The organism is Psychrobacter sp. SZ93C1 (genome assembly GCF_015864635.1).
Lineage (GTDB): Bacteria > Pseudomonadota > Gammaproteobacteria > Pseudomonadales > Moraxellaceae > Psychrobacter > Psychrobacter fozii.
Window position 1 is genome coordinate 74,078 of the sequence record NZ_JADYWY010000002.1, and the last position, 26,503, is coordinate 100,580.

The window sequence follows — 26,503 nt, forward strand, 5'->3', positions numbered from 1 at the left end:
AAGTGCGGTGAGCAAAAAGGATAATACAAAGGATTTCAAACACATAAGCGATATGGTTGGAAATGATGACATATACAATCTGTCTATAGATATTCGTTGTCACTTAATCACAAATTATAACAGAACAAACGCGAGGACGCAGTACTTCACTGTCTGTTTTGTCTTTATTATTGGCACATCAATGATAGCTTATATTTCTGCGTTTGCCGTCTGAGGTGAACGATAAAACGTGTCATGTCTGGTCACAACTTGGCTAGGGTCTACGTGTGCTAATGGATAGCAAGTATGCTAAAATCAGGCGGTTTATTTTATAGTCATTATTATGGGTAGAGCGTGTGTTTGTGCAGCGTTCTAATGTGCTAACGGTATGTTATTAGCAACGACAATCAACCTGTCAGGGACAAGATAAGTCATGGACACAACTTCATTGTGGCAGGCGATAGCTGAGCACCCAGAGTTCTTTGCCATGCTAACCATTCCGCCGGTAACGGCATTCGTTACTTGGATACATGTGTGGATGGCGCTCAAAATGCTGTTTTATCCGGTTAAGTTTTGGGGTATTCGTATTCCTAACTTTCCGTTTTTTGGGTTGCCGGGTATTGGCTGGCAAGGTATCGTACCGCGAAAAGCTGGCAAGATATCAGGTGTCATCGTTGATCAGACGCTGTCAAAACTGGGCTCGCTTGATGAGTTCTTTCAGGCGATGGAACCTGAGCAGATGGCCGTCTTTATCACTGATACAGTCGATAAAAACCTTGAGGCACTGATTGATGAAATTATGCTGGATCATTCGCCTGCGCTGTGGGGCAATCTGCCTTATGCGTTAAAGCGTCGTGTCTATGCCCAAGCACACCAAGAGCTGCCCAATATTATGCAGTCGTTGGTGACAGACTTGACCCATAATGTCGAAGACTTGGTTGATATGCGTAAGATGATCGTCAACACGATGGAGGGTGATCGTCGGTTGATGGTTAATATGTTTTTAAAGGTAGGCCAAAAAGAGATCGATTTTATTTGGCATATCAGTGCCTTGATTGGTTTGATTTTCGGTCTTATCCAAATGTTCATATTTTTGGTAGTACCGCAGCATTGGACAGTGCCGTTTTTTGCAGCAATTTGGGGCTTTCTCACCAATTGGATCGCTATTTGGATGGTTTTCAATCCGGTCGAGCCACACTTTATCCCCTATGTTAAGTTTTTTACTGTACAGAGCCATTTCCCATTTATAAAACCACAGATACCGCGTATTGATCGATACCGTCTACAAGGTGGCTTTATGAAACGTCAGGAGGAAGTCTCTGAAGTTTTTGCTGAGATTGTGGTAAAGGATTTGGTCACGCTTGAAAACATCATGAATGAGATGATGTATGGTGACCGTGCTGTGCAAACACGTGAGCTGATGAAGTCACATTTATATAAAGTATTAGAGTCGCCGGTGATTAGTACGACGTTGCGCGTGGGATTGGGTCGCCGTGAGTATGGTCAATTAAAAAACACGATTATAGATAAATCCATTGTCGCAACGATGGTGCCACTGCGTGATCCTGAGCTGAATGAGAGCCGAGCGAGTAAGATATTTGGGCTATTTCGTGATCGTATCCGTGCATTGACGCCAAATGAGTTTCAAAATTTATTGCGTCCCGCTTTTCGTGAAGACGAGATGACGCTGATTGTATTGGGTGGTCTGACAGGGTTTTTGGCTGGTTGGCTGCACCTTATTTTGGTCTTTTTTCCATCGACTTAACCAGATATTAAATTTTATGCGCTTTATACACATCGCATACAGAGTGGATACAAAAACGTGACAAGTTGGCGCTAATGTACCATGCTGTAAGCGTCTCAAGCTGCAAGGGCTAGTGACGCTCATCATCGCACTCATAAATATAGCAGTCACAAATACTGGATGCTTATAACGTCTTAACATTCTAATCCATCAAATAAACTATGACCGTATCAAGGTAAACAAGGTTAGACCGTATGTTAATCACAGAATTGGGTTATTTTGCCTTGCTCGCCGCCTTTATGTTGGCGATTTTGCAGGTAGTATTACCGACCATCGGTATTATGCGCGACCACGTTGCATGGCAACGTCTAGCGCCAAGTTTGGCATGGGCACAGTTTGCCGCAATGATTACCTCATTTGCCGCGCTGATGGCAGGCTTTTATTACAATGACTTTAGCCTCGTCTATGTCACTCAGCATTCTAATACTCTGTTGCCTTGGTACTATAAGTTATCAGCAACGTGGGGCGGACACGAGGGTTCATTGCTGCTTTGGATGACCATTATGGCCACTTGGTGTGCGCTGGTCTCTTATTTCAGCCGTGGTCTACCATTGTCTATGCGTGCGCGAGTATTGGTGATATTAGCTGGCGTGCAGATGATGATGCTAGCGATGCTTATCTTTACCTCATCGCCATTTGACCGTACATTGCCTAATTTACCTGTTGATGGTGCGGATCTAAATCCTGTGCTACAAGATTTTGGCTTGATTATTCATCCACCGATGCTTTATATGGGCTATGTGGGTTTAGTCGTGCCATTTGCTTTTTGTATGGCAGCACTGTGGGAAGGTCGTTTAGATGCGGTATGGACACGCTGGTCGCGTCCATGGGCGCTAGCTGCTTGGGGCTTTTTGACCGTTGGTATCGCACTAGGCTCATGGTGGGCTTATTATGAGCTTGGCTGGGGTGGTTGGTGGTTCTGGGATCCAGTAGAGAATGCTTCACTGATGCCATGGCTGGCAGGTACGGCATTGCTACATTCGCTTGCGGTTACCGAAAAGCGCGGTGTATTTAAAGCATGGACCATCATGCTGGCGATTTTTGCCTTTGCACTTAGTTTACTGGGTACATTCCTTGTGCGCTCAGGCGTGATTACCTCTGTGCATTCGTTTGCCGCTGATCCAACTCGTGGTCTTGTCATCTTGGTGATTCTTGGTGTGATTATCGGTGGTGGCCTGTTGATGTTTGCTGTACGCGGCTGGCGCTTGACGGTCGAAAGTCAGTATCAGTTAATTTCACGTGAGTCGTTCTTAGTTATTAATAACGTCATCCTTTTGATTTCGACTTTGGTCGTATTGCTCGGTACGCTATATCCTATTATTGCTGATTCCTTCAATTTAGGACAAGTCTCTGTCGGCCCTCCATATTTTAATGCGCTATTTGTCCCATTGACTTGGTTGATATTAGTCGCGATGGGTATGGGCTCCAATATTCGCTGGAAGAAAGACAGCCGTCCGCTATTGGGCGCCGGCATGGTAATTGCGGCAAGTAGTGTCGTATTGGCAGCAGTTATCACGTATTTCACTAGCCCGTCTGCGATGCTCAATATTGGTGTTACGTTGGCAGTCAGTTTTTGGGTGCTGTTCTGGATGGTGGTGGATTTCAAAGACAAAACCAAAAATGCTCCAAGTTTCTTTAAAGGCTTACGTCAATTACGTCTGAGCTATTGGGGTCAACAGACCGCTCACGTTGGTGTGATTGTGGCGGTTATTGGTATTGCATTTACTAGCACGTTGAGTATTGAGCGGGATGTCGCGCTTGGACCAAATGACAGCGTTCATGTCCAAGGTTATGACTTTACTGTCAAAGGCTTTAGTGAAGTAAAAGGCAGTAACTTTGATGCCACACAAGCTGAAGTTGAGATAACTAAAGACGGTCAGGCTGTGACCACACTATATCCTGACAAACGTAACTACATAATCAGCATGATGCCAATGACAGAGGCGGCTATTGATGCGAGCCTAATGCGTGATGTCTACGTAGCACTTGGTGAACCTATCGCAGAAGATAGTAATGAATGGGCCTTCCGTATCTACGTTAAACCGCTTATCCGTTGGATATGGCTGGGTGCTTTGATCATGGCATTTGGTGCGCTGCTCAGCATGCTAGATCACCGTTATCGTATTAAAAAAGCCAAGACGCCTGCGCAAATTGCGGCAAGCAAATCAGGCTTTACGACAGTGGCCGATTTGGATTCACCAGCAATAAAGATGGGGGATAAGTAATGAGCACATCAAACCATTCCTCTGACCCAAGTCCGAAAAAAGACAAGGCAAGCAGCACAAAAACCATGAATAAAAAACAGCTTAAGTTATGGTTTGTTATTCCGTTAATTGTATTCCTTGGTTTTGTCGTCATGTTATATATGCGTTTGGGTAAACCAACGGATATCGTTACCAATACGGCACTTGAGCGCCCAGTACCAACGTTTGAGTTACCGTTGCTATCAGACACTAGCCGCATCATGACCAATGAGAATTTGCCTGACAAGCCCTTTCTAATGAATATTTGGGGCTCTTGGTGTCCAACTTGTATCATTGAACACCCGTTTTTAATGCAATTAGAAGAGCGCGGTGTCAATCTGGTCGGTGTCAATTATAAAGACGATATTGGCGATGCGTTAGGGTACTTAAACCGAGGTGGTGATCCGTTCTCGATGTCCATTCAGGATTTGTCTGGTCAGTTTGCATTAGACTTGGGTTTGACGGGTGCGCCTGAGACTTTTATCGTCGATGGTGAGGGTATTATTCGTCAGCATATTATCGGTGAGATCAATGAAAGCAATTGGCAAAGTCGTATCACGCCTTGTTTGATGGTACTTAATGAAGCCAATGATAAAAACGTCAGTCCAGAGCTGAGTCAGGTTCAGGAGGCGTGTCAATGATCGCTTATCAAGTAAAGAAGGTGACGCTACAGTTAGCAGGCTTTATCATTGCTTGTCTCTTAAGTATGAGCAGTTATGCGGCAATTGAGGTCTATGACTTTGATTCTCCGCAGCAAGAAGCTCAGTATCGTGGTCTCATTGAAGAGTTTCGTTGCCCCAAATGTCAAAACCAAAATTTAGCAGGTTCTGATGCACCAATCGCTCAAGACTTAAAGCAAAAAACGTATGACCTGATAAAAGACGGTCGTAGTGATGGTGAGATTCGCGCTTATATGCAGGAACGTTATGGCGATTTTATTAGTTATAAGCCGCCTGTACGTCCATCAACGTGGATTTTATGGTTTTTTCCGCCATTATTGCTCATCATTTTAGTTGCAGGTTGGTTCTGGCAAAGCAAACGGCGTCAGCTTGTGGCTAGCGGAGAGAGTGGGGTGACAGTAAATAATACTGCTACGGCGCTATCTGCTGCCGAAAAAGCTGAACTTGATCGCTTGTTATCACGTGCTGAGAGCGATGATAAGAAGGATCATGACATCACAAGTCTCGAGGACAAAAAATGACCATATTCTCTACTGTGGGCTTATTTATTGCTCTAAGCTTACTTACAGCCTTAATACTTGCTGTGATTACTATCATACCGTGGTTAAGATCGCCTCGTTCACAAGAAAAACAAGTAGACAATCAGCTATTAGATATCAACGTTGCGGTGTTCCGCGAGCGTTTGGCAGAATTAAAAACCGATAAAGATAGTGGCACTATTGACGACAGTCACTATGAGAATCAAAAGCTTGAGCTTGAACGTCAGCTGTTAGATGCTCAGCGTGAAGTCACACCGATGGTCAGACCTGGCGTTAAGAGTCGCCTGATTATTGTCGTTTGGGTTCCTGTATTGTCGGCCCTGGCGTATGTTATGGTCGGTGACCGTACCCCTGTGTTTGAGCTGTGGGCAGCCGAAGACAAAGTCAGCCAAGTTGCTGATGATTTATTGACTGGTAAGATTGATCAGCCACCAGCTTGGGCTATCGAAGATGGTCAGCAGCTCATTAGTGCTATGCAGACCAATGTCTATCGCCATGCCGATGACCCGAATCGCTGGATGCGCCTATCGGAGCTTTTCTTATCATTAGAAGCGACCGATTCGGCACTAGAGGCTTTGTCACGTGCTTATCGTTTAACACCAGACAATGAAGAAATCGCGACTACCTACGCACAGATTAGCTTTTTTGCTAATAAAGGCCAGTTAGATTCTAATACTCGTCGAGTGTTAGAGGGCGTATTGGCTAAAAACCCTGCGCATGAAGGCGCGCAAATGCTCATGGCAATGGGTGAGGCACGCAGTAGTAATTTTGACCAAGCACAAGGCTGGATTAGACGTCTACGCGAGAGTATTTCAGCCAAGCCTGGCGACCATACCCAAGCGCTATCAAGTCTGGATGAGTTAAGTGCCAGTGTGAGTTCTCAGAAGCAGCAAGCGTCTGAAGGGGTTGAAGTCACTGTGAAGATCAATGCAAGTCTGTTGCCATTGGTTAAGGCTGACGACGTGCTATTTGTGGCAATACGTGACGTGAATGGTGGTCCACCATTTGCAGCTAAGCGTTTACCGATTAGTGTCATTAAGCAAGGTGAAGCCAATATTAGCCTAAGTGATTTAGATGCTATGATGCCTGAACGTACTTTGAAGTCTGCTCGAGACGAGAAGGTGCAATTAGCAGTTATCGCACGCATCAGTCATAGTGGTACCGCTAGTGCTGAGTCAGGTGACTTGTCAGGCAATCCAGTCGTGATTGGCGCTGAACAAACTGAGGTCAATGTAGACATTAATCAGCAAATCCCTTAGTCTGTTTATCTGTTGCTAGCACCTATGATATAAGCACTGTTGTCCAATACAGCAGTGCGCAATAGCATTATATGAACAGGTAAGTCATCGCAACTTATCACCCCAAATAATTAAAATACTTGAGCTTTGCAGGGCCACAAGGTAAGGTAGCCTTGCAAACAACCAATCCCAACGTTGTATTAGTCCCAAAATCCTATTTATTAAGGAGAAACGTGTAATGATGCGTATTATTTTGCTAGGTCCACCAGGCGCCGGTAAAGGTACCCAAGCCCAGTTCATTTCTAAAGAATATGATATCCCGCAAATCTCAACTGGCGATATGCTGCGTGCAGCAATCAAAGAGGGTAGCGAACTTGGCAAAAAAGCCAAAGACATCATGAATGCGGGTGGCTTGGTTTCTGATGACCTTATCATTAACCTAGTGAAAGAACGTATCGCTAAGCCTGATTGTGTCAACGGTTGTATCTTTGATGGTTTCCCACGTACGATTCCACAAGCTCAAGCGCTTGCAGATGCTGACGTTGCGATCAACCATGTGGTTGAAATCAGCGTTCCTGATGATGAAATCGTCAACCGTCTGTCTGGTCGCCGCCAGCATCCAGGCTCAGGTCGCGTTTATCACGTCCATCACAATCCACCTAAGCAAGACGGTCTTGATGATGTGACTGGCGAAGCGTTAATCCAGCGTGAAGATGATAAAGAATCTACGATTCGCGATCGCCTAGCGACTTATCATGAGCAGACATCTGCACTTGTTGGTTTTTATCAAGACAAAGCCAGCAAAGGTGCTGATGCGCCTAAATATGATAAGTTCGATGGTACTCAAGGTATCGATGACGTTAAGCAACAAATTTTGTCTGCACTAAAAGGCTAATTATCAATTTTAGCTAATTGATATAGTCATTAAAGACCCTGTTTAATAGCAGGGTTTTTTTATGGCTAATGATCTTGTATCTGATGGTTTTATATCTCACGAATCTATTTTTCGTAATGGCCTGTTCATTTAGAATTAAAAAGCACCCACAAAAAAACCGCTCACTTATCATAAGCAAACGGCCTTTTTATCAAAATATGTGACTGATAAAGCTCGCATATTTCTGATTAAAGCTTAGGCATTACCTTCAGCACCAACTTGTGCTTGCTGCTGGCTTTGCGCGTAAGCTTGATCAAAGTTGACTGGTGCTAGCAATAACTGCGGGAAACTACCACGTGTCACAATGTCACTGATGACTTCACGAGCGTATGGGAATAGCACGTTAGGGCAGTATGCACCCAAGATTTGACCGATTTGGTCTTCTGGAATGTCTTTTAATAAGAAAATACCCGCTTGATGAACTTCAGCGATAAAGGCTGCTTCATCGGCGTTTTTAGCCGTAACACTCACGGTCAAAATGATTTGATAATGATCATCATCAAGCTTTTCAGCATTGCTAGATAGGTTGATATCAAGCTCTGGGTTCCACTCTTTGGTGAATACACCAGCGCCTGGCACTTCAAGTGACATGTCTTTTACGTAGATGCGCTCTAGTGCCAATTGTGGTTGTGCTTGTTCGTCAGCCATGGTAATTCCTCTAAAATTGAATCAAATAATTGGGAAAATGGTCATTTTAATCAAAGTTCATTGTAATATAAATCGAGACTGAATCTCGACATTTTTATCAATACTTTTTATTGCTAGTCTTGAACCTACCTCTTTCTCTCTATCTTTGTATAAGCAGAGGTGGGTTCAAAAACAGACAGCAGATTAACCCGCTAATAGCTCGTCAAGTTTGCCTTGTTGGTTCATCTGATTGAGCTCATCGAAGCCACCGACAAAGGTATCACCAACGAAGATTTGTGGCACCGTGCGATAGTTATTGGTTTTTTTCATCAATGCTTGGCGCTCTTCGCTACTGATGTCGTGCATGCCAATCTCTTCATAAGCAACGCCTTTAGTTTTTAGCAATTGTTTGGCGTTTGAGCAGTATGGGCAGATAGGGGTCGTGTAGACTTTAACAGATACGGTCATGATGAATCCTTATTTATTGGTTTAGAAGGTAAACGTTTTATTGTAATCCGATACCAGTGCATAAATTGATATATAAAAATATATTTGGTGATGCTCATTATTAAAGTGGGGATGAGCATATCAAATTCAAGATGCTGGAGCATAAAAGCGCTGAGGGTAGCATAAATGCCACAAACAAAAAAACACCTATCGATAAGGTGTCTTTTTTTGAGCGTATCAATCAGATATTAATTGATGCCCACTGAGCATTTTTCTAAATAGTCATAAGATTTGCTATTTATGCAAACTCGGCTTGGCTTTGCCTTTGTTCTTTGGCTTGACATCTTTTACACCAACCAACGGCATGCCAGCACCTTGCCAACCACCAACACCACCTTCTAAGCGGTAGACGTCATCTTTACCGATCATCTGAATCGCAGCGCCTGCTTGCACACCCATATCACAGATAATAATGACTGGCTGCTCAATGGCACGAATCTCTTCTATGCGGTCTTTGAGATCAGTGAAAGGTATGTTGCGGCTGCCTTGGATATAACCTGACTCAAACTTCTTTTTGGCACGAATATCGATCAGCTGCGCATTTTGCGAGTTAACCATCATACCAAGGGTATTAGGCGATATTTTTCTGCCGCTACGTTTGTTTTCAATAGCAAAAAATAGCACGGCAAGTACGGCCAATATACCAAATAAAAACGGGTGGTTGCCCACAAAATCCAGCGCACGATCCAAACCATACCTCCAAAAAATAAGTGTTCTGTTAAGCCGAGAAGCCAGCCCAACGATATTGAACAAGGCGCTATTATACCGATTAGACCATCCATAGTAAACGTGCGATGGTCAACCTAGTAATGAACGATTAATAAGGCAGCGATTAATAAGGTTTAGTATCAGCCTCTTCTCTAAGGGTCACGAGGTTTTCGACGCGGCGCTGCAATACCTCACCATCAGCCACGGCTTGCCATAATGCGCAACCTTTGCTGTTGTGAGTATGACGACAGTCACGGAACTGACAGTAGCCTGCTAGTGGTGCAAGCTCAACGAAGCCCGAGATAATATCATCTGGACTCAAATGCCAAATACCGTATTCACGGATACCGGGTGTGTCAACGATGCCACCTTGGGTCAAGTCATCTGGGTTAAACGGTAACAAGCGGCTGGTGGTGGTGGTATGCTGACCGAGCTTCGAGTTCTCAGAGATGATGTTTACCACTTGACCAGATTCTGGCAGTAGCGCATTGATTAAACTGCTTTTACCAACACCAGACTGTCCCGCAAAGATAACCAACTTTTTGTCTATGTAGCGTTTTAGCTCATCCAGTCCTTCTTGCTCATCACTATCAGCGACGTTTTCAGGGCAGTCAACTGAGGTTAAGACGCTCTCATAACCAAGTGCTGCATATTGTGCCAATAGCTCATTGGTATCGACGCCGTTTTCTTGCGCCAGTAAATCGGCTTTGTTAAGCACTAATAATGGCTTCACATCAGCAAGATAACAAACCACTAGGTAGCGATCAATCAGTGTGGGTGCAGCAGCAGGCAGTGGTGCAAAGACAATGGCCAAAATATCGACGTTGGCAGCGACAGGTTTGAGCTTATGATAGCGGTCAGGTCGAGAGACCAGCGAGGTGCGTGGTTTGACGGACTCAATACGGCCAAATCCAGTATTTGAGTCGGCGTTCCAGCGTACTTGATCACCAGCGGCTAGCATCGGCAGGTTGGTACGCACATGGCAGCGCCAGATATCACCTAGCTCAAGCGTTTGCCAAAACGGCTCAGGATCATCAGGCCCAATCTCTGGCTGCTCAGGTATCACAGCAGGCAAGCTGGTGACTTGTACTTCTAGCTGCTTACCGTAATGCGCCATGACCACGCCATCCATCAAACTGTCATCGATGCTGTCTTGACTTAACAATTGCTGCTTGTCGATGCGACGAATCTGCTGTTTGGTCAGTTTGCGTTGCCGGATTAATGCCATGGGTTTGAACCTATTAAAAAAATATTGCTAAGTGTAGCGTGAAAATTTGCTAACATACAGCCTAAAGCGCCTATACCAGACGGTGGTTTTGTAATGTTTTAAGTTTTTGAGACGTTATGCATCCGTCAGCGCAACATAATATCATTTGAGCATGACCATTTATATGTGGTTTATTTAGTTCACATTGCCCCAAAGTTGTTCCAAGCTTTATTGACCATAGGACAAAATATGAGTACCGATGACCATCCCAATAAAATCAAAATCAGAAACCAAGGCAAAAAAGGGCTGGTATGGATTGACCTAGAAATGACAGGTCTTGATACCGTCAATGACGAGATTATCGAGATTGCCACTGTCGTCACTGACGAAGATTTGAATGTATTGGCAGAAGGCCCTGTGTTTGCCATTAAGGTATCAGACCAAGTCTTAAATAAGATGGATGATTGGAATACCAAGCAGCATGGCCAGTCAGGATTGGTCGACCGTGTGCGTCGTAGTACCGTGACATTGGCAGAAGCTGAAGCTGAGACCATTAAGTTTTTAAACAAATGGGTCGATAGCGGCAAGTCGCCAATGTGCGGTAACTCAATCTGTCAAGACCGTCGCTTTATGGCACGCCAAATGCCAGAGCTTGAGCGCTTCTTTCATTATCGCAACCTCGATGTGTCCTCTATTAAAGAGCTTTGCTTCCGCTGGCGCCCTGACATCTTAAGAAACTTTGAAAAAGGCGGCAGTCATTTAGCCTTAGACGATATTCGTGATTCTATCCGTGAGCTAAAGCACTATCGTCAGCATTTCTTTAAGTTAATTCCTTAAAACGAAAAATGCTCTAGATACAAGCGAGCAATTGCGAGATAGTAAAAAGGGTCTGTTGTATTATCAACAGACCCTTTTTGTTTTCAAAATATATTCAAAAACCACATCAAACGAGTACTTTAAATTCAAACAATCCAAACTCAGTATCATTATTACTAAAACTGTCACTTGATTGTTCGTTGCCTATCACTGCACTAATAACGGCACTGACTTTCGGCTGGCGTGTTTCTTTATCTAGTAGTCGCCAATCACCTAAGACATAACGCATTTTATCATTGGCAGTTTGATGAGTATCTGGACGATGAGTGTGCCCGTGTAATAAGGCATCACTATCAGCCATCACTGTACTGACTGCGTCTGCATTGACATCCATGATATGGGTGGCTTTATTAGCGTTATTTCTTTGACTCTTCTGTCGCATTTTATCAGCAATCGCCAAGCGCTTTTCTAATGATTTATTTAGCAAATACCATTGAGTCAATCGGTTGCGCATTATCTTGCGAAAGAACTGATACTTTTTATCATCGGTACAGAGCGCATCGCCATGCTCTAATCGGTAGTTTTTCTGCCCAACGTTTAGGGTGTATGGCTCATAAATAAGCTCACCACCGAATAAATTACAGAATGGTTGATCTAATAGAAAATCGCGATTGCCATGCATCACCAAAATCTCACAGCTAGCTACTCGCAGTGCTTTTAACTTCACGATAAGCGGGGTGAGCCAATGGGTTTGGCGTTCATCCTCTGACAACGATAGATAAACATCATCACCTAGCCATACTTCAAACCAATCACCCAAGATGAATAGGCGCTTGAGAGCGGGCAGGGCAAGGCAATCGTCAAGCAGCGCCAAAAAAGCCTGCACTAAGGCAGGCTCTTCAGGCGATAAATGCAAATCGCTAATCAAAACTTGCCGCACCTCATGAGGGCGGGTCGTGATTAAATGATTAAAAGTTTGCATTTATCTTTATCCTCGTGACTTATTAGAATGCTTTCTTAAAAAGTTATTCTAATAAGTGCTTATTGAGTAAATATAACTACTTAGACTGCTAATGAGAAACAATTACTGAGTAATGATGGTCGCTGAGTTGATAACGACTGGTTCTTTTGGTACATCAGCATGCATGCCGAAACGACCTGTTGGTACGCCGCGCATTTTTTCGATGACATCCATACCGCTTGTTACTTTACCAAATACCGTATAGCCCCAACCTTGCATGTTTTTGCCAGTGTGGTTTAGGAAATCGTTGTCTTTTACGTTTACGAAGAACTGGCTGGTTGCTGAATGCGGATCTTGCGTACGCGCCATCGCAATCGTACCTTTGTCATTCTTTAGACTGTTGTCTGCTTCGTTTTCAACTGGAGCATTGGTTGGCTTTTCGTTCATTTCAGCGTCCATTCCGCCGCCTTGAATCATGAAACCATCAATGATGCGATGAAAAATCGTACCGTCATATTGACCCGATTTTACATAGTTCAAAAAGTTTTCTACGGTTTTTGGCGCTTTTTCTTCATTGAGTTCGATAACGATCGCACCCATACTGGTGTCTAGTTCTACTACTGGTGGCATGTCTACCATGGGGTATTCCTTTTTGATTACGGCGCCTTAAATGACGCTGTCAAGTGGTGGGTAAAAAGTTGGTTAATAAAAAGTCATGGGTAGTCTAACGGCTTTTTTAGTCTGTGTCATGTATCAGGCTGTTAATGCGTTCGCAAAAGCTGATAGAATAACGCAACTTTAACTTTTTATTATCATTTTTGATAACCTGTTTTTAATAGTTTGGTTTGAATTTTCCATGATGTGTGATGGCATGCATCATGAACTGACAATTTGCGTTAGGAGCAATACCCGATGAGTGAGAACTCAAGCAATAATGCACAAAAAGACGAACACAAAAACGACTTTATTCGTAATATTATTCGTGACGATATCAAAGCGCAAAAACAGCAACAGATTGTGACGCGTTTTCCGCCTGAGCCAAACGGCTACCTACATTTAGGTCATGTAAAATCTATCTGTTTAAACTTTGGTGTGGCCAAAGAGTTCGACGGTGTGTGTAATCTGCGTTTTGATGACACCAACCCAACGGCAGAAAAGCAAGACTTCATCGACAACATCGAAAACGATGTGAAATGGCTAGGGTTTGAGTGGTCAGGTGAAGCGCACCATGCGTCAGGCTACTTTGGCCAGTTGCATGCATGGGCCGTACAGTTGATTGAACAAGGTGATGCGTATGTTGACTTGCAATCGCCTGAACAGATGAAAGAGAACCGTGGCTCATTCAATGAGGCAGGCACGCCGTCTCCGCAGCGTGATGCCAGTGTTGAAGAAAACCTAGCGCTCTTTAATGATATGAAAGACGGCAAGTATACTGAAGGCAAAGCCGTGTTGCGCGCCAAGATTGACATGGCAAGCCCAAACATGAACATGCGTGACCCTGTCATCTACCGTGTCATGCATCAATCGCATCATCAAACAGGGGATAAATGGTGCATCTATCCGATGTATGATTTTGCCCATCCGCTCTCTGATGCGCTCGAAGGGATTACTCACTCGCTATGTACGCTAGAGTTTGAAGACCATCGCCCGTTCTATGATTGGGTCATCGAAAAAGTTGGCTTTGTCACGCCGCCGCGCCAGTACGAGTTTAGCCGCTTAAATGTGGACCATACGTTGACCAGTAAACGCAAACTTAAGCAATTGGTTGATGAAAACATCGTTAGTGGTTGGGATGATCCACGTATGCCAACCGTCGCTGGTATGCGTCGCCGTGGTTATACGCCAGAGGGTTTACGTGACTTCTGTGAACGTGTGGGCGTGACGAAAGTAGATAGCGTGGTTGATTTTCGCTTATTAGAGTTTAGTATTCGTCAATCGTTAGAGACGACGACTGCCCGTGGTATGGCAGTGCTCAAGCCATTAAAAGTGACCATCACTAACTTTGCAGAAGCGGTTAGCAGATGGGACTCTCTAAAAGCCGATAGCGTCAACGCGCGTTTTGATGATGCCGCACAAACCTTATGGTTGACTCAGCCAAATCATCCTAATGTCGATATGGGTGAGCGTGAAATCCCATTCACTGAGACGATATATATCGATCAAGGCGATTATGAGATTGAACCGCCAGCAGGCTATAAGCGTTTGTCACCAGAAAAGCCAGAAATTCGTCTGCGTAATACCTATGTTTTGGCAGTAACTGAGCATATTACGGATGAAGCGGGCAATGTGGTTGAGCTAAAAGCCACCATTGATCCGACTACGTTGGGTCAAAATCCCGAAGGCCGTAAGGTCAAGGGTGTTATTCACTGGGTATCGGCCAGTCAAGGCGTTCCAGCAACAGTACGCATGTATGAGCAGTTATTTAGTGTTGAAGACCCAAGCAGCGTTGCTGACGTCCATCAAGCATTGAATCCTAACTCGTTGACTGAACTCAATGCTGTGGTTGAGCCATCACTTGCCAATGCTGACGCTGGCACGCGTTTTCAGTTTGAGCGTGAAGGTTACTTTATCTCTGAGAGCGAAGACCACAGCACGGATAAACCAGTCTTTAACCAAATCGTTAGCTTGCGTGATAGCTATAAGCCTGCTTAATGCATAACGAGCAATGCAAAATGCGTTCGTTTTGAGACAATACTGAACAATAGTAGTTTGCAAGCCTGCCCATTTCTAGTACGCTAGGGATGGGCTTTTTTGTGCATCTGTAAAGTTGAGTATCGTAATATTTAAGGAAATGAGAATGGCAAAGTTTTTGAACAGTAGTGGTACGACTTATCATTTAGAAGAGTTGATTAAAAATGCCTCTGATAGGCTGATTATTATCAGTCCGTATCTAAAGCTTAATGAGCGTATTAAAGAATTATTAGAAGACCGTAATCGTCTCAAAATTGATATTAGAATCGTTTATGGTAAAAATGACCTACACCCTGAAGAAATAAATTGGCTCAAAAACTTAACCTTTATTCGTACCAGTTTTTGCAAAAATCTGCATGCGAAATGCTATCTGAATGAAAATGAGTGCATCATTACCAGTCTGAACCTGTATGAGTTTAGCCAAGTCAATAATAATGAAATGGGCGTGCTGATTTATCGTAATGAAGACAGTAAGCTTTATGCTGATACTTATGAGGAAGCTCAACGCATTATCAGAATCAGTGATGAAGTGAGAATGTCGCTTGAAAAAGTGACTGAAGTTGAATCTGGAAACGATGCTAGCACTGATAAAAAATCCGCGCCTAGTCATACTGCGGTAAGTGCTAATAATGCTAATACAACAGCAAAATCTACCACAGAAGCGGCGACACCGAATTACTCTAGATTGACGACTGCCAAGCTTGCTAAAGAACTGGGGTTTAAAACTCAGGAGTTAAATGATAAGTTGTTGGCAGCAGGTTATTTAGAAGCGCAAGATGGTGAGTTAGTATTGACGGATGCTGGACGAGCAGCTGGTGGTACTAGTAAAAAGGGCAAGTTTGGTGAATTTTGTTTGTGGGATGCAGGGATGGTCATCTAGTTGACCCTCTAGAAATGTATGGGTTTATTTATTGCCAAATGGAATAAACGCATTACAATCTATCACAAGACAGTCATAACCAGTTTGCTAAGATAGAATGAGTTTTTTGCTGACGTGCTTTACGTTATTGTGTAGTATCTGACTGAGTATGTTGATAATAAGAAGTACGTTGATAATAATAGAGAGTGTGGATATCTTTGGATACTAGCACTCATCACTAACAAAGCTAAGGAATCAAGCATGGCACATTTACGTTTAGGTGATACCGCACCAAATTTTGACGCTACAACCACAGAGGGTGATATCAATTTCCACGAGTGGGCAGGCGATCATTGGGTGGTGTTTTTTTCGCACCCAGCCGATTTTACCCCAGTATGTACCACTGAGCTTGGTCGCGCCGCCGCCCTTAATGGCGAGTTCCAAAAGCGCAATGTCAAGCCGATTTGTATCTCTGTCGATAGCTTAGAAGACCACAAAGCATGGGCGAGTGATATCGGTGAGACCCAAGGGACAGAGATGAATTTCCCAATCATCGCTGACCCAAATAAAGAAGTCGCTGAATTGTATGACATGATGCATCCAAATGCCGATAGCACTCACACTGTACGTAGCGTATTTATTATTGATCCAAACAAAAAAATCCGCTTAACTTTAACGTATCCTGCGAGCTGTGGTCGTAACTTTGACGAGATTCTTCGCGTTATTGATGCGATGCAGTTGTCAGATGAGTACAATATCGCGACGCCAGTAGACTGGAAAGACGGTGATGATGTGATTATTCCACCAAGTGTGAAAAACGAAGACATTGCTGCCAAATACCCTAAAGGCTATACAGAGGTGAAGCCGTATCTACGCACCACACCTGCACCAAATAAGTAAGTTGAACGAACTTGCGCTATAGTGATAAATATTAAGCCCTGTAACGTAACGTTATGGGGCTTTTTGCTACTCATATAACAAGCAGCGTTGGGTTTTGCTATAGTCAAAGAACTCTAAAATGGTTACAAGGTAGCCGATTGTAAATTGTACAAGTAGTACATCTAGGAAGGATAACGCCGTAGCGATTTAGCAGTTCGCTGACTATATGATGGAAAAAGAACCATATATTATGTCTAGGTAATATCGTCTTTGAATGATATATTTTTAATGAGCATTATCTACTATAAAAACCAACCGCATTCATTCACTTTTCAATCCATATTTTAAGGAGTTTGCCATGAAAAAACTATACGTCACCCGTACTGCACCGAATCCACGTAAAGCACTTATTTTATTAGCATCAAAAGGTATTGATGTTGATGATATGGACGACATTGATGTCATTGATATTGATTTCGCCGCTAATGAACAGAATTCAGATGAGTTCACTGCAATGAACCCGATGCGTACTGTACCCGTTTTAAAATTGTCTGATGGTACTGTACTCAATGATTCACAGGCCGTTTGCGAATACCTCGACCGCGTTTATGGTGAGCGCTCTGTGATGGGTAATGATGTCATACAACGTGCACAAGTTTGTTCTATGCGCCGCATCGCAGAGTTTGAAGTGTTATATAACTTCATGTTGGCATTCCAACACAGTAATCCCGCTAAAGCCCAACGTGTTGAGCAAGTGCCAGAGTTTGTTGCGCCATCTATCGCACGAGGGGTCAAAACACTCGCGTACTTTGAAAGCATACTAGAAGGCCGTGAGTATTTGGTCGGTGAGCAATTGAGTTTTGCTGATATTGTTCTATATATAGGTTTAGACTTTGGTAAAGTGCTCAAAGTTGATCCCAATGAGCAAGGTAAAAATCTTGCCCGTTTTTATCACATGATGAATGAGCGTTTTAGTATCAAAAACATGGCAAAAGCCAAGCCTACTCATAAAGAAGACTGAAACAAACACTAAGAATTAAGAATCATTTATAATCAGCGGTCTTAGGTAGTTGATAGTAATGTCAATTGCCTAAGACTATTTTTATGGGTGTATGACAAGTAAGAATAACCCGTAAAATAGTAGTTATACCAAACCCAAGAAATACGATTAGCTGCGTCAAACTCGTTTAGTCTACAATGCGTAGTACTTGCACTTGTTTTCCTTGCTACTCTAATTTTTGTGAATGGTATTACTATGACTACATAAAATTAAACACTTTGTTACAACCGCTATAGTCATCAGCGCTATAGTGGTGAAATCATTACGCTTTTTGTGTTAGATACGGTTCGCCATCTGACCCTAAAATTCGTAATTTAGCCTCAAAGAGTTGATGGTTTAAAGCTTAGTTCTGCAAAAAGGATAATCGCGATGCATGTGAATGGCCAAAAGGTATGATTGTTATGACATCGTTTGTTAGAAAACAGCCTGTTCGTTTGGGGTCGCTACCTCGTTCGGTATTGCTACTAAGTATGCTAGCCATCAGTTTGGCATTAAGTGCTTGCCATGGATCTTCTGACGAAAATGAAGGGCCAGATGATACAGATGTAGCTGCTAGTGAAGTAGGTGATGCAGATGTTGATAGCAGTATTGTCAATCAAGATGCTATTAATACCGATTCGATGGCCAGCGAGGCGATATCCGGTAAGATAAGTGTTGAAGATGTAATGATTAACAATCTTTCACGTTATCGTTGGACACTGATATCTGCAACGGACAGTCATGATCAGCCACTAGATATGTTGATGCAAATCACAGACCAAGTGCGCCTGTCACTCAACCAGTATCAAGGTCAAAATACGTTAAATTATAGTGTTGGTTGCAACACCATAAGTGCAACTTATCAGTTGCAAGGTGACGCTTTAACCGTTGAAGATAGCATGAGTACTAAAATGTCCTGTGGCGATCTTAATAAGGCTGAAGACAACTTAAGTACGCTGATGCAAGGTGATAGCGAACTGGTATTGGCAATGGCTAACGATGCTAGCGTTGACAGTCTCAAAAGTGATACACCAATATTGACGCAGACTACCAGTGATGCAGCTACTTTAGTTTGGCAAGGAAAGCTGACCCCACAAGCCAGATATAATAGTAAGGGTGAGGCTGTATTTTGGGCAGTAAGTGCAGACATGGTACCGTGTGCTGATAATAACCCACAGATGTGTTTACGAGTGAAGCCCGTTACTTATAACAGTCAGGGTATTAAAATCAATGAAGGTAAATGGCGCGTATTTATTGGTGAAATCGATGGTTATCAGCATGATGGCCAACATGAAGAAGTATTACGTCTACAGCGCTATCGATTAGACGGCAGCGATACGGCAGAGGATGATACTTCCAACACATCAGATGAAGAATATGCTTATGTATTGGATGCAGTCATTGAAAGTTCAGTAGTAGAATAGATTCGTTCATTATCGTTATGAATATATTGAGTCAATGATTCCAAAAAACACGCGTCCATATGAAGCGTGTTTTTTTGTGGTTGTTTATATTTAACGTAAATTGCCTAAATCTTCTTCTGTTAAGCGCCAACGGCCTTTCTTTTTAGAAGCACCGCGTCCACGCATAGCGCTATTCAATATCAGTTTGTTCATTGAGTGGCTTGAGTGAGCGTGACAGATGGCGCAGGCGAGTCCATCAGCAGCATCCTGTTGTGGTACCACATCGAGAGACAAGATACGGCAGACCATCTCTTGAACCTGCTCTTTTGCCGCGGCACCATAGCCGCAGACGGCTTGCTTGATTTGGCGGGCAGTATATTCTGATACTTCTAGGTCCAGTGCTACCATGGCAGCAATCGCTGCACCTCGCGCCTGACCAAGCTTAAGCGCAGAGTCTGGATTTTCAGCCATAAACACCTGCTCAATAGCCGTATAGATAGGCTCGTCTGCATATTTTAAATGATGTTGGGTGATCCGTGTCAAACCATTAAAAATACGCTTAAGTCGTTCAGGCATCTCTTTGGTATCCGTACGAATAGTACCTGCATCGATATAAGTCAGTTTGTCGCCGGTTTGTTGAACAATTCCATAACCCGTCATGCGTGAGCCTGGATCAATCCCGATAATAATGGCCATAATATCCCGTCTTGCTTACATTTTATATTATATTCAGTCCTATATAAATCGGATAGGGAGTCAGACTCGTTCAGCCTACTCTCGTAGCACTTTTACTTACCGTCCTTGTATCCAAATTATATTGTACCGACTATATGGCTTAAAAATTAGCCGTAAGTTTGATAGTATAGCAATCAATCCCCATATACATCATATGTTAGCCATCTTAATTTGCATGGCGCTCAATTTATTGGTTTTTATTTTATAGGACGACACTTTATGGGTCAGATAGTTGGTATTGCCATCGTTTGGTTTATTATCGAGATGCTGCTTTGGTATTTGCTTGCTCAGTTTATGAGTGGTTGGTGGGTGTTTATGTGGTTTATCATTGCTGCCGTCATCGGTATCTCACTGTTGCGTAAAGGAATGGCAGCACTGAATCCAATGGCACAGCAGATGAAAGCTGGTGGGATGACGAATCCGTCGATGCGTCCGCAAGAGTCGACCATGATTAAAAGTGTCGCGATGGCAGCAGCGGGTGTTTTACTGCTTATACCAGGGGTGCTCAGTGATTTGCTCGCATTATTGGTCGTATTGCCACCAGTACAGAAAAAACTTAAAGACTTTGCCAATAACTATGTCATGAACAATCAGCAAAAAATGATGGAAATGATGGCGAAGCAGATGGGTGGTCAAATGGGCGGCGGTCAAAATCCGTTTGGTGGTATGGGTGGTCAAAACCCATTCGGCGGAGCAGGCGGCACGAACGGTCAAAACCCATTTGGTCAGCAACAACAAAACCCGTTCGGCGATGTGTTCAAACAGCATACGACTGTTGATGGTACAGCAAAAAATATTCCTAAAGATGTGAAAAAAATCACAAAGTCAGCCAATGATGAATAGTGTATCGTCTATAGGCTAGGAATATAGAAAAAGTCATAAAAAAAGCCCCTTTCGTCGATGACAAAAGGGGCTTTTTGTTGGTTGTAACCGTATTATTGTAAACTTATTTGTTATGAATAAAACGGTCAATAACCGAATGAAACAACCGAAGTGCCGCTGTAAGATGGTGACCCATGAACCGTGAAGTTCAGGGCGGATGCGTCATCATCTCTGCAGGTTTCCTGATACACCGCAAGCGGTGCAGGCATACACAATGAGATGATAGGTACCACATCCTGGTAAAGCATTATCGGCTCAGGGAATAAACATCTACTAGCCAACACTTCAGAATATAATTATCTTAACCAATGAATTGAACGATTGCAAGTACGATTTACAGATTGATACGTAGGGTTGATGATTACAAGATTCATGTCGAGTTTTAACCCTTTTTCCAATGAAACAAGAGCATATTAGATGCTTAATTACTAGTTAAAAATAGCGATTTTTCAGCTATTTTGAGATGTGTGTTAATATAGAGGGCTTTAAACATCCTAATACAGCATCATAGGCGTTCATTCACTTGAGGAGCGGTAATTCATGACCCATAATCACCAACAATCAGAATTTATCAACGATAGTCAGGCTCAACTCAATAATAAAAAAGACAGTGATAACAATAAAAAAACACCGCATGTCTTAATGATATTAGATGGTTTTGGACATCGTGAAGACGATAAGGACAATGCAATTGCTGCTGCCGATATGCCAAATCTTGATAAGATTTATCAGCAGTATTCACACGGATTGATATCTGCTTCAGGAGAAGACGTTGGTTTGCCAGACGGTCAATTTGGTAACTCAGAAGTTGGGCATATGAACTTGGGTGCTGGCCGTGTTCTTTATCAAGACTCAACTCGTATCTCAAGTGAAGTGAGTAATCGTGAGTTTTATAAAAATGAAGCACTAGTAAATGCCGTAAAAGCGGCAAACGAGCTTGGTGGCAACGTGCATATTATGGGGCTGTTGTCGGATGGTGGTGTGCATTCTCATCAAGACCATATCGAGGCGATGTGCCATTCAGCACTTGTCCATGGCGCCAAAAATGTCTTTGTTCATTGCTTCCTAGACGGCCGTGATACACCACCAAAATCTGCCGATAAGTACATCAATCGTTTACGTACACATATCGGTAAGCTCAATGAGCATTATGAAGGTGGTCGAGTACAGATTGCGAGTATTATCGGACGTTATTATGCGATGGATCGTGACAATCGTTGGGATCGCGTACAAAAGGCTTATGAGCTTATTACGGAAGGTAAGGCTGATCGCTTGTCGACCCGAGCCGATGGTGCGGTACAAGCCGCTTATAAAGCACGTGAGACAGATGAGTTTATCAGTCCTACTACCGTAATCGGACGTGATGAAGTGCCATACACGGTCGATGACAATGATGCCTTAATTTTTATGAATTTCCGTTCTGACCGTGCCCGTGAACTTGCACAAGCATTTGTACTACCGGATCATGAGTTTTCTGGATTTGCACGTAATAAACAACCTAGATTGGCAGCTTTTGTGATGCTGACCAAATATTCAGACATTTTAGCGGATAACTCAAAGACTAGCATCGCGTATTACCCAACGTCATTGACCAATACTCTTGGTGAATATCTGCAAGATCAAGGTAAGACACAGCTGCGTATCGCCGAGACCGAAAAATATGCTCACGTGACATTTTTCTTTAGTGGTGGCCGTGAGGATGAGTACAACGGTGAGACACGTATTTTAGTGCCTTCTCCAAATGTTGCCACTTATGATTTGCAGCCTGAAATGAGTGCGCCTGAAGTGACAGATAAGTTGGTAGAAGCGATTGAATCTGGTAAATATGACGTGCTGGTCGTCAATTATGCCAATGGTGATATGGTTGGACATACGGGTATCTTTAATGCTGCTGTACAAGCGGTAGAGGCGTTGGATGTATGTGTGGGTCGTGTTGCGACTGCAGTGCGAGCCGCTGGAGGGGATATGTTAATCACGGCCGATCATGGTAACTGTGAGCAGATGCAGGATTATGACAGCGGTCAAGTACATACTCAACATACCACTGAGCTGGTACCTTTTATTTATGTTGGTGACAAAAAATTAAAAGTGCGTCATGGCGGTAAGCTGAGCGATATCGCACCGACTATTTTGGCACTGATGAATATCGAAGCACCAATTGAAATGACGGGTGAGAGCTTATTATTACCAGTATCGTAATTGATGATTGAAAGATTTTAGCCTTCGTATTCTGATAGCAGATTGTCGTTGTGAGAAACTAAAGTTGCTAGACACTAGAAAAGGAAAGATATCTAATATCTTTCCTTTTTTTGATACATTTTGCCTAAGTTATTTGCAATACTATTCTAGTTTTAAGCATGCGCTTGATGTTATGTTATGAGGCATGTTTAATAAATATATCTATAATAATAACGTTGTACATTCTATTATTTAAACGAGTTGTCTTATGCATCTTATCTATTCTGTGCGATCGTCTGTCTCTAAGCGATTGGGTAAACCAACGCTGAAGCTACCTGCCACGCCGACTTTTTTTAAGCCTGTATTAATGATAGGTTTACTGGGACTTAGCACTTTTAGTGTGTATGCACAGGCAGCAATATTGCCTGAGAACGATGCACGTAACCCTACAGCCAACCTACAACTTATCAGTTTAAATGATGATGAGATAGTTGCCGAAAATGACACTAATAATTTAGCAGATATTGCTGATATGCTTGAAGCTGCAGACGATGCGGATGACTCAATAGATAGTGTGCCAGATGAAAGTGCTTTAACTGACGATACGAATGATATCGATACCAGTATTCCGTCTGACGTTGCACAAGTATCACTGAATGCCATTTCTCCAGAGACGCTTAAAACGTTTGTCGCAGTAGTGGATTTAGTGCGCCGTGAATATGTAGATACGGTGAATGATGAAGAGCTATTTAGTAATGCGATGAGTGGTATGCTGACCAAGCTTGACAGTCATGCTGAGTTTTTAGATGCTGAGGCTTACGAAAACCTACGTGCTTTTACAGAAGGTGATGTGGGCGATGTCGGTATCAAAGTTACTTATCAACCTGTGGCTGGCTACTGGGTAGTTACAGACATCGATGATGACTCACCTGCTGATAAAAAGGACATCGCTGTTGGTGATTATTTACATCAAATTGGCGATCTTAAGCTGGATGCTAATAAAGAAAGTAACGATATCAAGCAACTCCTGACAGGGATTGCGGGGACGCAAGTGGATATCGTAACCTCGAGAGCTGGTCGCCGTAAACATACCACTACCTTACAGCGTAATAATAGTCACCCTCAAGTCGTTGAAGCAAAGCTCATCAATGGTATTGCCGTTATTAAGTTGCCTGCTTTTCAAAATAACAGCCGTGAAAAATTATTGGAAAGCTTGATTGATTTAGAGGCACCCGTATCTGGTATTTTGTTAGACATGCGTGACAATCCAGGTGGTGTATTAACGTCAGCGGTGAGCGTTGCCAGTTTATTCATGACTGATACTGATGTGGTACAAGTAAAAGCTCGTCAAAGTGACACACGGACTCTATCGACTCAAGGTGCGGCATTATTCGAATCACTGCCAGTCGTTGTTTTACAAAATAGATATTCGGCATCAGCAGCAGAGGTGTTGGCCAGTAGTTTACAAGCACAAAAGCGAGCCACTATTGCTGGTGAGATCAGCTATGGTAAGGGATCTGTACAGTCAGTTATCCCGCTCAATGATGAGCAAGCCGTTAAATTGACAGTTGCTAACTATATGACAGCATCAGGCAAAAAGATAGATGGTATCGGTGTAAAGCCTGATGTCACATTATCAGGCAATGAGGGCACATGGGAGCAGCAGGCACTCGAGATACTACAAGCACAAAAGTTAGGTTCAGGTATTCGTTTTGTTCGAAAGCCTACTGAAAATAACAAGGCGCTATAGACCGAAGGCAACTGGCTAAGCGTTACTCATTATAGGTAGGCTATAGAGTCAAATCATCACTATAGTCAATCCTCTATAAAAGAGTGACAGCGTTAACCTCGCTTGAAGTATCACATATACATCTGCACTCGGTTGCCTTGACTCTCTTTTAAATTGAATCAAATATATAAAGGTTTATGATTCAGACTCATCCTCAGATATTTCTAACTTTTTCATGCGGTAGCGCAAAGAGCGAAAAGTCGTACCTAATAGTTCAGCAGCCTGAGTTTTGTTCCATCCGGTTTTTTTGAGCGCAGTAATAATCAGTTGCTTTTCTTGCTCTTGCAAGTAAGTTTCTAGCCCTTGAACGGGCAGTTGGCCATCAGATAACTCGCTTAGATTGACCTTTACATTGCCTTCTTGCTGGGTAGAGTCAGGTTCGATGAACTCTTCGTCGCTAGGAGCTGTTGTGGAATTGAATATTTCTGTTTGATTAACTGATGAGCGCTGTCTCATTGCAGGGAAGTGCTGAGTGCTAGTGCGATAAGGGTGCAGGTTGGTTGGTACTTGTTGTATCTGCGGTGCTATTGCTTCATGTGTTGGTTGTATACTTTTTTCACCTGCTTCTAGCGTTGCACCCACTGTCTTATCGTTTAACTCAGGTTCTGGTATTTGAGCATGACTGACATCAATATCTGTAAGACCTAAGTGATTGACGTCGATTTGTGAGGTTTCTGCTAGGGTCACGGCACGCTCAAGGATGTTGCGTAGCTCACGGACGTTGCCAGCAAAGTCATGATGTTGCAAGCGCTCGCAAGCCTCATTGGTCAAGGATGGTGGCGTCTCTAACTGCCATTCATTAGTAATCATTGCCAAAAAATGCTCAGCTAAAACAGGTATGTCGTCACGACGTGCATTTAGAGTAGGGAGCTTTAGTTCAATCACATTGATACGGTAGTACAAATCTTGTCGAAATGCGCCATCTTGTACCAGTTGACTTAGGTCTTTATGGGTCGCGGACAAAATGCGAATGTCTACTGGCACTTCCTTAGTATCACCGATGGCTCTTACTGTTTTTTCTTGAATGGCACGCAGTAGTTTTACCTGCATTGCGAGCGGTAAGTCTGCTACCTCGTCTAAAAATAACGTGCCACCGTTTGCTTGTTGGAACAGTCCTTGTTTATCAGCGACGGCACCAGTAAAGCTGCCTTTTTTGTGACCAAAAAACTCTGACTCCATGAGCTCTGAAGGTATAGCACCGCAGTTGACTGGCACAAAGCTACCATCTCGTCGCGGGCTCAGATCATGAATCAGTCTGGCAACCACTTCTTTACCTGTACCCGATGCGCCTGATAAAAAAACAGGCGCTTGTGAGCGTGCCAGTTTTAAAATAGTTTTTTTCAGAGGATGCATCACGGCAGAATTACCGATAAGCCTGCTGTCTAACATCTTTTGCTCAGGTGAGGATTCAGGTGTAGCACTTGCTACATTGTCTTGGTGTATAACCTTCAAGGCATTTTCGACCAGTTGGCGTAAGCGTGGCAGCTCAAGTGGTTTATTAACGAAATCAAAAGCACCAAGTTTGAGTGCCTCGATCGCTAGATCCATACTGCCGTGGGCGGTAATAACCGCTATTGGAGTGCTAGAGCTGTCACTTATTTCCTTCACTAACTCTAACCCTGACCCATCAGGGAGGTTTAAGTCGGTCAAGCAAAAGTCATAGTCATTGTCTTTCCAGAATGATCTTGCTTGTGACAACGTATATGCGACATCACTTTTGATGCCCATTTTGGTCAAAGTAATTTGCATTAATCGGCACAAATCTACTTCATCATCGACGACTAGCGCGGTTGTTGTCATACATT

General features: G+C 43.2%; 23 protein-coding genes and 1 other RNA gene. 15 read left to right on the top strand and 9 right to left on the bottom strand.

Translation table 11 applies throughout. The features are described 5' to 3' along the window. Window positions 1-412: 412 nt before the first annotated feature. The 6 genes from I6E83_RS03230 to adk all read left to right on the top strand — a co-directional run bounded on the left by I6E83_RS03230 (window position 413) and on the right by adk (window position 7,378). Window positions 413-1,744 (top strand): hypothetical protein, encoded by a 1,332-nt coding sequence (locus I6E83_RS03230; protein WP_197099958.1) that lies wholly within the window; start codon window positions 413-415, stop codon window positions 1,742-1,744. A gap of 233 nt (window positions 1,745-1,977) precedes the next feature. After that, complete coding sequence (locus I6E83_RS03235; RefSeq protein WP_197099959.1) at window positions 1,978-4,008, top strand: heme lyase CcmF/NrfE family subunit; 2,031 nt, start codon at window positions 1,978-1,980, stop codon at window positions 4,006-4,008. Then, window positions 4,008-4,667: a DsbE family thiol:disulfide interchange protein gene (locus tag I6E83_RS03240; protein WP_197099960.1), complete on the top strand. Its 660-nt coding sequence runs from the start codon at window positions 4,008-4,010 to the stop codon at window positions 4,665-4,667. Before I6E83_RS03235 ends, I6E83_RS03240 begins: the two co-directional genes overlap by 1 nt. Before the next feature lie 65 nt (window positions 4,668-4,732). Further along, window positions 4,733-5,227, top strand: a complete 495-nt coding sequence (locus I6E83_RS03245) for a cytochrome c-type biogenesis protein (RefSeq protein ID WP_413787046.1) — start codon at window positions 4,733-4,735, stop codon at window positions 5,225-5,227. After that, window positions 5,224-6,504, top strand: coding sequence for a c-type cytochrome biogenesis protein CcmI (gene ccmI / locus I6E83_RS03250; RefSeq protein ID WP_197099962.1), 1,281 nt, complete (start codon window positions 5,224-5,226; stop codon window positions 6,502-6,504). The genes I6E83_RS03245 and ccmI overlap by 4 nt, the downstream gene beginning before the upstream one ends. Before the next feature lie 217 nt (window positions 6,505-6,721). Then, entirely contained in the window at window positions 6,722-7,378 is a 657-nt protein-coding gene (gene adk, locus I6E83_RS03255) for an adenylate kinase (protein WP_110922605.1), read from the top strand. Window positions 7,379-7,612: 234 nt separating this feature from the next. On the opposite strand, the gene secB is transcribed toward adk, so the two are convergent. The 4 genes from secB to rsgA form a co-directional block, all read right to left on the bottom strand. Then, window positions 7,613-8,065: a protein-export chaperone SecB gene (secB, locus tag I6E83_RS03260; RefSeq protein WP_110922606.1), complete on the bottom strand. Its 453-nt coding sequence runs from the start codon at window positions 8,063-8,065 to the stop codon at window positions 7,613-7,615. Window positions 8,066-8,248: 183 nt separating this feature from the next. Continuing rightward, on the bottom strand, window positions 8,249-8,512 hold the full coding sequence (grxC, locus tag I6E83_RS03265; protein ID WP_110922607.1) for a glutaredoxin 3: 264 nt from the start codon (window positions 8,510-8,512) through the stop codon (window positions 8,249-8,251). A 273-nt stretch (window positions 8,513-8,785) separates the two neighbouring features. After that, window positions 8,786-9,241: a rhodanese-like domain-containing protein gene (locus tag I6E83_RS03270; RefSeq protein WP_110922608.1), complete on the bottom strand. Its 456-nt coding sequence runs from the start codon at window positions 9,239-9,241 to the stop codon at window positions 8,786-8,788. Between the two features lie 142 nt (window positions 9,242-9,383). Continuing rightward, window positions 9,384-10,487, bottom strand: coding sequence for a ribosome small subunit-dependent GTPase A (gene rsgA / locus I6E83_RS03275; protein WP_197099963.1), 1,104 nt, complete (start codon window positions 10,485-10,487; stop codon window positions 9,384-9,386). A 228-nt stretch (window positions 10,488-10,715) separates the two neighbouring features. On the opposite strand from rsgA, the gene orn reads away from it, so the two are divergent. Continuing rightward, window positions 10,716-11,303: an oligoribonuclease gene (gene orn, locus I6E83_RS03280; RefSeq protein ID WP_197099964.1), complete on the top strand. Its 588-nt coding sequence runs from the start codon at window positions 10,716-10,718 to the stop codon at window positions 11,301-11,303. 106 nt (window positions 11,304-11,409) lie between these two features. On the opposite strand, the gene I6E83_RS03285 is transcribed toward orn, so the two are convergent. Together I6E83_RS03285 and I6E83_RS03290 are read right to left on the bottom strand one after the other, a co-directional pair. Next, on the bottom strand, window positions 11,410-12,264 hold the full coding sequence (locus tag I6E83_RS03285; RefSeq protein WP_197099965.1) for a UDP-2,3-diacylglucosamine diphosphatase: 855 nt from the start codon (window positions 12,262-12,264) through the stop codon (window positions 11,410-11,412). Between the two features lie 102 nt (window positions 12,265-12,366). Next, complete coding sequence (locus I6E83_RS03290) at window positions 12,367-12,882, bottom strand: peptidylprolyl isomerase (protein ID WP_197099966.1); 516 nt, start codon at window positions 12,880-12,882, stop codon at window positions 12,367-12,369. 273 nt (window positions 12,883-13,155) lie between these two features. On the opposite strand from I6E83_RS03290, the gene I6E83_RS03295 reads away from it, so the two are divergent. The 5 genes from I6E83_RS03295 (at window position 13,156) to I6E83_RS03315 (ending at window position 19,135) form a co-directional block, all read left to right on the top strand. Next, the gene (locus tag I6E83_RS03295) at window positions 13,156-14,895 is read left to right on the top strand and encodes a glutamine--tRNA ligase/YqeY domain fusion protein (RefSeq protein WP_197099967.1); all 1,740 of its coding nucleotides are present in this window, start codon (window positions 13,156-13,158) and stop codon (window positions 14,893-14,895) included. Window positions 14,896-15,040: 145 nt separating this feature from the next. Continuing rightward, the gene (locus I6E83_RS03300) at window positions 15,041-15,814 is read left to right on the top strand and encodes a phospholipase D family protein (RefSeq protein WP_197099968.1); all 774 of its coding nucleotides are present in this window, start codon (window positions 15,041-15,043) and stop codon (window positions 15,812-15,814) included. A 240-nt stretch (window positions 15,815-16,054) separates the two neighbouring features. After that, complete coding sequence (locus tag I6E83_RS03305; protein WP_197099969.1) at window positions 16,055-16,693, top strand: peroxiredoxin; 639 nt, start codon at window positions 16,055-16,057, stop codon at window positions 16,691-16,693. A gap of 337 nt (window positions 16,694-17,030) precedes the next feature. Beyond that, window positions 17,031-17,693, top strand: coding sequence for a glutathione S-transferase family protein (locus tag I6E83_RS03310; RefSeq protein WP_197099970.1), 663 nt, complete (start codon window positions 17,031-17,033; stop codon window positions 17,691-17,693). A 440-nt stretch (window positions 17,694-18,133) separates the two neighbouring features. Then, window positions 18,134-19,135, top strand: coding sequence for an META domain-containing protein (locus I6E83_RS03315; protein ID WP_197099971.1), 1,002 nt, complete (start codon window positions 18,134-18,136; stop codon window positions 19,133-19,135). Window positions 19,136-19,225: 90 nt separating this feature from the next. On the opposite strand, the gene ruvC is transcribed toward I6E83_RS03315, so the two are convergent. Then, window positions 19,226-19,810, bottom strand: coding sequence for a crossover junction endodeoxyribonuclease RuvC (gene ruvC / locus I6E83_RS03320; protein ID WP_045446965.1), 585 nt, complete (start codon window positions 19,808-19,810; stop codon window positions 19,226-19,228). 258 nt (window positions 19,811-20,068) lie between these two features. Between ruvC and I6E83_RS03325 the strand changes: the two genes are divergently transcribed. Continuing rightward, window positions 20,069-20,692 carry an FxsA family protein gene (locus I6E83_RS03325; protein ID WP_197099972.1) on the top strand — a complete coding sequence of 208 codons (624 nt, stop codon included), beginning with the start codon at window positions 20,069-20,071 and terminating at the stop codon, window positions 20,690-20,692. Between the two features lie 138 nt (window positions 20,693-20,830). Here the strand turns inward: I6E83_RS03325 and ssrS are convergent. Continuing rightward, a non-coding RNA gene (ssrS, locus tag I6E83_RS03330) (6S RNA) lies at window positions 20,831-21,026 on the bottom strand. A 245-nt stretch (window positions 21,027-21,271) separates the two neighbouring features. On the opposite strand from ssrS, the gene gpmI reads away from it, so the two are divergent. Both gpmI and I6E83_RS03340 read left to right on the top strand, forming a co-directional pair. Next, complete coding sequence (gpmI, locus tag I6E83_RS03335) at window positions 21,272-22,930, top strand: 2,3-bisphosphoglycerate-independent phosphoglycerate mutase (protein ID WP_197099973.1); 1,659 nt, start codon at window positions 21,272-21,274, stop codon at window positions 22,928-22,930. 247 nt (window positions 22,931-23,177) lie between these two features. Then, window positions 23,178-24,659: a S41 family peptidase gene (locus I6E83_RS03340; RefSeq protein ID WP_197099974.1), complete on the top strand. Its 1,482-nt coding sequence runs from the start codon at window positions 23,178-23,180 to the stop codon at window positions 24,657-24,659. A 174-nt stretch (window positions 24,660-24,833) separates the two neighbouring features. Here I6E83_RS03340 and I6E83_RS03345 read toward each other — a convergent pair whose 3' ends face one another. Then, window positions 24,834-26,498 (bottom strand): sigma-54-dependent transcriptional regulator, encoded by a 1,665-nt coding sequence (locus I6E83_RS03345; RefSeq protein ID WP_197099975.1) that lies wholly within the window; start codon window positions 26,496-26,498, stop codon window positions 24,834-24,836. Between the last annotated feature and the right edge of the window lie 5 nt (window positions 26,499-26,503).